The organism is Devosia elaeis (genome assembly GCF_001650025.1).
In the GTDB taxonomy this organism is placed as follows: Bacteria; Pseudomonadota; Alphaproteobacteria; order Rhizobiales; family Devosiaceae; genus Devosia; species Devosia elaeis.
In genome coordinates this window covers 1-1,927 of the sequence record NZ_LVVY01000144.1, presented here as the reverse complement: position 1 = coordinate 1,927, position 1,927 = coordinate 1, and the positions used below count along the sequence as shown (strand labels likewise).

Annotated in this window: 2 protein-coding genes; one reads left to right on the top strand and one right to left on the bottom strand. The window is 67.7% G+C overall.

What is annotated here, in order from left to right; translation table 11 throughout:
- Positions 1–752: dihydroorotate dehydrogenase (quinone) (gene pyrD / locus A3840_RS18500; protein WP_082904034.1), on the top strand; the 752-nt coding region annotated here is incomplete at its 5' end.
- Between the two features lie 7 nt (positions 753–759).
- Here the strand turns inward: pyrD and A3840_RS18495 are convergent.
- On the bottom strand, positions 760–1,927 hold a 1,168-nt coding region (locus A3840_RS18495; protein WP_067460603.1), incomplete at its 5' end, for an MATE family efflux transporter.

The window sequence follows — 1,927 nt, the reverse complement described above, 5'->3', positions numbered from 1 at the left end:
ACCGCATGGGCTTCAACAATGAAGGCCACGACGCCGCCTTCGCCCGCCTCAAGGGCCTGCGCGTTCCGGCCGCGCTCGGCGTCAATATCGGCGCCAACAAGGACAGCGCCGATTTCGTCGCCGATTACGTACTCGGGGTGCAGCGTTTCGCCGATCTGGCCGATTATCTCACCGTCAATGTCTCCTCGCCCAACACGCCGGGCCTGCGCAATCTTCAGGCCGACGAGGCGCTGCGGCGCCTGTTGGGCGAGGTGCTGACCGCCCGCGCCAAGGCGAAGACCCGCGTGCCGGTCCTGCTCAAGATCGCCCCCGATCTCGACGAGGCCGGCATGGACGCCATTGCCCGGGTCATCCTCGAGACCGATCTCGACGGGCTGATCGTCTCCAACACCACCATTTCCCGCGATGCCGTTGCCGGGCTCGAAAACGCCGATGAAGCCGGCGGCCTCTCCGGCAAGCCGCTCTTCGATCTGTCGACCCGGCGCCTCGCCCAGATGCGCCAGCGCGTCGGCGCCCTGCCGATCGTCGGCGTCGGCGGCGTGCATTCCCCGCAAAGCGCGCTTGCCAAGTTTGAGGCCGGCGCCAATGCCATCCAGCTCTATTCCGCCCTGGTCTTCGGCGGCCTCGACCTGCTCGACCGCATCAAGCGCGGCCTCGTCGCCGGGGTGCGCAGCGCCGGCAAGACCAATATTGCCGAGCTCGTGGGCACCAGGGTGGACGATTGGGCGGCGGGGCGCATCACCGCGCCCTGAGCCCGGCTCAGGCGAACAATGCCGCCTTGCGCCGCTCCAGCGCTGCCCAATAGATGAGGCCGCGCGCGATGAACCAGCAATGCAGCGCCGCCCATAGCCCCCAATTGCCCCAGAGCGGCTGCAGCGCCAGCGCCGCGACAAGAAACACGCCCAGCGAGGCGATCATGCCATTGCGCATCAACACGTTCTGCGTCGTGCCGATCAGGATGCCGTCATAGACGAAGGCGGGCATGAAGGTCAGCGCGCACAAGGCCGCGATGGGCATATAGCTCAGCGCATAGGAGCGCACGTCTTCATTGGTGGTCATGAACCCGATCACCCATGGCCCCGAGAGATACCACAAGGCGCCCAGCCCCAGCGCGATCAGCAGGCCCCAGAGCATGGAGAGCCGATAGGCCCGGTCGAAGGCCGGCCGCCAGTTGGCGCCCACCGCCTTGCCGGTCAATTGCTCGGCCGCCTGGGCGATGCCGTCGAGAAAGAACCCCACCACCATCAGCAGGTTGAGCAGCACGGCATTGGCCGCCAGCGGCACCTCGCCCATGCGCGATCCCTGCGCCGCGAACCAGGCATAGGCGCCCATCAGCGCCATGGAGCGGATCATCAGGTCCCGGCTCAGCCCGAACATGCGCCGGATGGCCGGCGCGTCGCGCATTTCCCCCGGCGCGATCCGCGCCAGCAGCGCCCGGACCCCGCCATAATGCCGGACCAGGATGGTGAGCCCGGCCAGCGCCGCCACGGCCTGGCCGATCACCGTGGCAAAGGCCGCGCCGGGCACACCCCAGCCCAGGCCATGCACGAAATAGATCGAGAGCGTGATGTCGATCAGATGCAGCAGCAATTGCAGCATCATGCCGGTCTTGGCGGCGGCCCGTCCGTAGAACCAGCCCAGCAGCGCGTAATTGATCAGCGAAAACGGCGCCGACCAGATGCGCCAGTGAAAGTAATCCGCCAGCGCGGCCTCGACGCCCGCCTCGGGCGCCAGTACCCAGATGGCGAAGGCCAGGATCGGCATGGCCAGCAGCGCCATAAAGATGCCGATCCCCAGGCCCAGCACCAGCGCCCGGCCGACATGCAGCAGCCCGTCGCGCGGGTCGCGCGCACCCACTGCCTGCGCCACCAATCCGGCCGTGCCGATGCGCAGGAAATAGGCCAGCGAGAACAGCACGTCGAAGACC